Here is a 5,745-nt window from a genome sequence, read left to right as displayed (position 1 = left end):
ACCATCACAACTGGAAATTATGGAGTATCCTTCATAAAACAGTGTATATGAGTAATCAACAAATTTTATTTCAAATCAAGAAGGGAGGGAACCTGGTTTAAAACTTATATCCCTTTGCGTATAGTTGACTCGGATGAATGATTATGCGCAATACAAGACCGTTCCTAACAGGAACCTGCCGTTATTCTTTCACAGTAGGTGAATGAGAAGGTGATAGCCTTGCGGACAGGAAAAAGGTGAGATTCCTTTTCGGTAGTTGGCTTTTGTCTTGGTTCGCCAACGTTTTGATAGATTTTTATAAGTTTTTTAAACCAGGGCGTCATGAAAGATAATTATGTACTCTCCTTTTTGCAACCGCAATATCCAAATTTAGCCGAGATTGCATATAGCATAGAAAAGAACATCTACGAAGATCCACATGAAGCAATTGTGAAAGCTTGTCTATTTCTTGAAGCTGTAGTAAATGAAATTTGGGATCAAGAAAAATTACAGAGCGTATATGAGATAAAGCACGTTCAGCGCATACATAAATTATTTCGTGAAGGAATTATCGATGAAACATTCCGTGGTTATTTTAATTTAATCTGTTCCATAGGCAATAAGGCCGATCATGATGTCCATTACGGCAGTATGGTAGATTCTATGCAAATCTATCGTATTGTTTTTAAAGTTGCTGTTTGGTTTATGGAGTCATATGGCAATGAAAGATTTCAAGCTCCGGACTATCGAGCTCCAGAGATTCCGCAACAGACAGCGGAGAATCATAACGATGAATTAACAGAACTATTAAGTAAAACAGTAGAAGTAGCGATTGAAAAATCTATTCAAACAACGATACAAGAAGTATTCACACATATGATGATGCAACAAGCGATGTTTAATGGCGATCTCAAAAAGCACGAAGAACCAGAGGTAGTTACTTCAAATAAAGAGAAAACAGAACAAGTACTTAATACAACTTTTGATTTAATTGCATACCTTCAAAAACACAATGTAAATGTAATTGACAAACGTGAAATTGGAGGTGCATTGTGGGTTCTTGGCGGTTGGGAGTTAAATGAAATTTTATTTCCATTAAAAGAAAAGAAAATTTTCTTCCGCTATAAGGCAAAAGGAAACCGGATAACAAAAGGAAAGCCAGCTTGGTTTTTATTTGGTTCATACATTACAAATAGAAAATCAAAAATAACAACAAAACAAGATGTAAAGCAAGAACAGACTGAAACAACGAAGTTTAACCTTATGGCATATTTGAAAAAATACAATGTTGAAATGATAGATAAACGCCATCACGGTGGAGCATTATGGATCATCGGTGGTTGGGAGCTTAACAAAATTTTCTTCCCGCTGAAAGAACATAACATTTATTTCCGCTATCTGGCGAAAGGAAATCGAGCGACAAGGCATAAACCTGCTTGGTTTTTGATGGGAAAATAATGGAGAAAAACATATATCTTTACCATTAGACGTTCGTTTTTATATAATACGATAGCATATATGCTTTATATATTTTTAAAAGAAAATAAATTCTTTTTGATAGAATATTCAATTCAGTTATTCTAACCTAATTTTTTATTAATATAAACTACATTATAAATAAAGGAGTGCTCACTTTTGCAAAAAATAAAAATTCCGACGTTAAGAAAAGAATTAAAAGAATATAACCAAACAGAATTAATTACGCTGATTGTGGATTTATTTAAGATGAATAAAGAAGTGCAACAATATTTATCTAGCAAATTTTTAGGTGATGAAGTAAACGAAGAGTTACATAAACAATTGCGAAAGAAAATTGAAAATGAATTTTTCCCAGAACGTAGTTTACCAAAATTAAGACTTACTGATTTAGAAAAAATGATTCTGAGCTTTCAAAAAACAACAGAAGACCCTATTAGAACAATCGATTTAATGTTGTATTATGTAGAAATGGGTGTAGATTTTACAAGGTCGTATGGAGATATGGGTGACAAGTTTTATAATAAAATTTTATCCATGTTTGCGAAATTAGTAGATTTATGTGAAGAAGATGAGGCTTATTATACACCATACGCTGAGAGATTATCTGATCTTTTAAGTAATAGTATGGAAATCGCTTGGGGATTTCCTGACGTTTTAAGTGAGATATATTATAGTATCCCTTGGATAGAAGAGGAAGAGGAAGAGGAAGAGGAATAACGTAGAGGAGAAATTATGCTAAAACACTTATCAAAAGCAATCCATCATTTAACTGAAGGAGAAGTAAGAGAGCTACTCTTCAAGACACTCACACAACTTCATTCACTAGAAACTCATTTCAATAAAGAAACATTAAATACACTTACAAATACACCGAAAGAACTGATCGAACAGTACATACATAAAACTGATATCACAAAAAGTAAACATGTTCATATCGTTTTTGGTCATTCCGCAGCAGGATCTTTAAAATACGCTTTTAAAAAAGCAAATATTCAAAAAGAACATGTTTTGTTATTTTCCGATACTTTTTCTGTAGGACCTCTTTTTCATTTAGATGAAGAAGAGGGGCAGATTGCACGTGAGCAATGGCTACAGGAAAGATTACCGTTAGAAGATTACTCTGATGAGGAATACTTGCCAGAAATGAAAGAAGCTCTGGAGAAATTATCTGCAATCCCGTCTCACGTTCCGATTACAATTTGGACAGGAAATAATGCTTACGAACATGCAGGGCTTACTTTTGTATTATTTTTATTGAGAGCTGCTACTAATGATATATATGTCATAAATACAGCTGATGGTTTCAATAAGTTATTCCATAAACCAAACTTAGATTACATTGTCCGCCATACTGGAGAAATTGTTCCTGAAAAGTTAATCGCAATACGCGAAAGCTGCAAAGGGACATCCCCTTTAACAAAAGGAGCGCGACAAACACTTGAAAATGAATGGGAAACATTACGTGAAGAGCACGCGGTTTTACGTATTTGGGAGAATAATTGTGTTGTTTCTGTTCCAGAAGATTATATTGATGATTTCATCGTACAATGTGCTAGAAGTTTAGAAACGGATGGATTTACGGATCAATTTTATAAATCTGCTCGACTAGTCGGGGAAGTTTTAGGACATTTTGAACAATGTGTAGGAGATGATTTCATTGAATATCGTTTAAAAATATTAATTAAACAAGGCATTTTCCTTATGAAAGGTTCTTTGCATTCCATGAGGTTTTATAGCATACGATTAGCACAGCCAGAAAAATAGAAAAGAACAAAAGGAGATGTATATAACAACATCTCCTTTTGTTCTTTTTATAAAAAGTAATATAAATTTTCAACTTTCTAAACTTTTTTTAATGAAATGCGTTATAATGATGCAACGCTACGGTTACCAAATATTTCTGATTTAAGGATTGTAGAGGGATCTTCGAAAATGAAATGAATGGTAGTTAACTCAAACAATTGATACACTCTTTAAGGAGACTAACAATGGTATATATACGACAGTTATTTTATTTTGGCTATCAACAAGCTCTTTCCTGTATTTTTCCTGTACTCATCTTTTTGACACTTGCTCTTTCGAAAGTGATCCATATTCCTGGTCTATACCGTTATGATTTCATCTTACTCGTCTGCCTTCTCATTCAATACGGCATGTATAAAAGCGGACTTGAAACAAAAGATGAGCTTAAAGTAATTACTGTTTTCCACCTTATTGGATTGGCATTAGAAATATACAAAGTGCATCAAGGTTCTTGGTCTTATCCGGAAGAGGCGTGGACAAAAGTAATGGGCGTACCGCTTTATAGTGGTTTCATGTATGCAAGTGTTGCAAGTTATATTTGTCAAGCATGGCGAAGGTTTCATTTGCAAGTAGAAGGATGGCCAAATGCGATATGGACGATTCCGCTAGGAGCGATGATTTATTTAAACTTTTTCACCCATCACTTTATGTATGATTTCCGCTGGGTTCTAACGGTTTTATTATTTGTAGTGTTTTTTCGTACTTATGTACATTTTTCTTTGCAAGATGTCACATATAAAATGCCGCTTGTTCTTTCGTTTTTTTTGGTCGGTTTTTTCATTTGGATTGCCGAAAATATCGCAACTTTCTTTGGAGCGTGGCAATATCCAAATCAACAAGGAACGTGGAAACTCGTTCACATCGGAAAAATTAGTTCATGGTTTTTACTAGTTGTCATTAGCATTATGATTGTGGCACAATTAAAACAACTTAAAATGAAAAAAAGCAAAGATTTCTCTCAAAATAATTCTCTTCATCCTAAATAAAAGAGGGTGATCCGTCTTGAAAAGAAGAAGAGTAGTCTGTTTTACATGTATTGTAATTGTTATATTTGTAATCGGAATTGCGGCATATAATAAAATAAGTCGTGAAAATAATATAGATTGTAGAGCAAGTGCGGTTCAAATCAAAGCTGTTTTGGTAGATCATAAGGAACAGCTGTTATCTAATGTACAAGTGTATGAAGATTCAATCTCTAATAAAGAACGTGCCGTTACAAATTCACAAGGAGAGTTTCAATTTCACTCGGGTGTTTGCGGTAAGATTACTTTACTATTTGTTACTCCAGATGGAAACACATATACCAAAACATTTGAAAGGGAAGCTGTGCCTAACATAATAAAGTTAGAATAGTAAGTCATATATATAAATACAAGTTTACTTTTTAACATCTAAGTCGCTGATATGTAGAATATTACATGATTTGCACTTACTTTCTCATTTTGTTTTCAACATTGCATTAGGAAGAGACCCTGACCACTTTTATGTTACCGTCTAGTTGCAAAGTACTGAAAAAAAGTGAAGGAAACAAAAAAGTAACTTTTATTGTATATTTTTGGGTTTTTTGACATTTATTTTCTAAAAGTTAATAATAAATAGATGGATTTGTACGAATTTAGGGGAGATAAAAAATGAAGATAAAAAAAGCTTTGTTATTCTTGTTTATGATGGTAATTGGTGTAACAGGATGCTCTATGATTGAAGAAGGTAAGAATTCAATTGACTATGCTCAAAAGGCAATAGACTATGTTAATGAAGTGAGTGCGTTTGCAAATGAAGCGCCGGGATTAGTAGAAAAAGCAATCAATGATAGTACCGCTCGTAAAGAATTAGAAACTAGACTCAGAGAAATCCAAAAGGATATTTCAGCTTTTAATGATTTGACACCTCCTGATGTAGCAAAGGATATTCATCAGCAAATTGTTGGATATAATGAAAAGTTAAATGGATTAATTGATACAACTATGAAGAAAGTAGAAGAAGGAAAAATGGATGTAGAACAATTCAAAAACTCGGAGCTTATGCAGACAATTCAACAAATTCAAGATTCAAAAGATAAGATTCAAAATTTAGGTAAGTAAATATAATCTAAAAAAGTCTGTTATGTATAAGAGGCCACTGAAAAAGTCTTCATAGAAAAAACGAAAGCTTCCTCGATGAAATCGAGGAAGCTTTCGTTTTTTTCATGTGACGAATTGTATTATTAAGTGCGACACTTAAAAAAAAACAAAAAAGCCCACCTCGCTTCGTGTAAAATAGAAGTTACCACACAACCTTTTACACGGAGGACGAGTATGAGCTATTCACATTTTACCACGTTTGAACGTGGACAACTAGAAGCACTTTATAAATTAGGGTATTCCACAAGAAAAATTGGTGCGATTTTGAAGCGGCATCACTCTTCTATCGCACGAGAATTAAAAAGAAATGTCAAAGAAAACAGTACGTACTGTAGTGAAAAAGCACAAAAGGAATATGTACAGC

At 33.4% G+C, this 5,745-nt stretch carries 7 protein-coding genes; all 7 read left to right on the top strand.

Annotation, left to right across the window (positions count from 1 at the left end; translation table 11 throughout):
* The first annotated feature begins 321 nt into the window (after positions 1 to 321).
* Positions 322 to 1,437 carry a hypothetical protein gene (locus tag H280_RS0122565; protein ID WP_020063359.1) on the top strand — a complete coding sequence of 372 codons (1,116 nt, stop codon included), beginning with the start codon at positions 322 to 324 and terminating at the stop codon, positions 1,435 to 1,437.
* A gap of 177 nt (positions 1,438 to 1,614) precedes the next feature.
* Positions 1,615 to 2,175, top strand: coding sequence for a DUF6155 family protein (locus H280_RS0122560; protein ID WP_020063358.1), 561 nt, complete (start codon positions 1,615 to 1,617; stop codon positions 2,173 to 2,175).
* A gap of 15 nt (positions 2,176 to 2,190) precedes the next feature.
* On the top strand, positions 2,191 to 3,222 hold the full coding sequence (locus tag H280_RS0122555; protein ID WP_020063357.1) for a DUF1835 domain-containing protein: 1,032 nt from the start codon (positions 2,191 to 2,193) through the stop codon (positions 3,220 to 3,222).
* A gap of 224 nt (positions 3,223 to 3,446) precedes the next feature.
* Positions 3,447 to 4,247, top strand: a complete 801-nt coding sequence (locus H280_RS0122550) for a DUF817 domain-containing protein (protein ID WP_020063356.1) — start codon at positions 3,447 to 3,449, stop codon at positions 4,245 to 4,247.
* 16 nt (positions 4,248 to 4,263) lie between these two features.
* Entirely contained in the window at positions 4,264 to 4,614 is a 351-nt protein-coding gene (locus H280_RS0122545; RefSeq protein ID WP_020063355.1) for a hypothetical protein, read from the top strand.
* 278 nt (positions 4,615 to 4,892) lie between these two features.
* A complete protein-coding gene (locus H280_RS0122540; protein WP_020063354.1) occupies positions 4,893 to 5,342 on the top strand; it encodes a DUF6376 family protein in 450 nt (149 codons plus the stop codon).
* Between the two features lie 213 nt (positions 5,343 to 5,555).
* A partial coding sequence (locus H280_RS24250; RefSeq protein WP_020059489.1) for a helix-turn-helix domain-containing protein occupies positions 5,556 to 5,745 on the top strand: 190 nt, incomplete at its 3' end.

It is taken from the genome of Bacillus sp. 123MFChir2, from assembly GCF_000383235.1.
GTDB lineage: Bacteria > Bacillota > Bacilli > Bacillales > Bacillaceae_G > Bacillus_A.
Note: the sequence above shows the minus strand (reverse complement) of the source record. Positions and strands in the feature narration are given on the sequence as shown.

Excerpts from the sequence above, each read along its gene's own strand:
- H280_RS0122540 (WP_020063354.1), top strand. The coding sequence starts at position 4,893 with ATGAAGATAAAAAAAGCTTTGTTATTCTTGTTTATGATGGTAATTGGT.
- H280_RS0122565 (WP_020063359.1), top strand. The coding sequence starts at position 322 with ATGAAAGATAATTATGTACTCTCCTTTTTGCAACCGCAATATCCAAAT.
- H280_RS0122550 (WP_020063356.1), top strand. The coding sequence starts at position 3,447 with ATGGTATATATACGACAGTTATTTTATTTTGGCTATCAACAAGCTCTT.
- H280_RS0122555 (WP_020063357.1), top strand. The coding sequence starts at position 2,191 with ATGCTAAAACACTTATCAAAAGCAATCCATCATTTAACTGAAGGAGAA.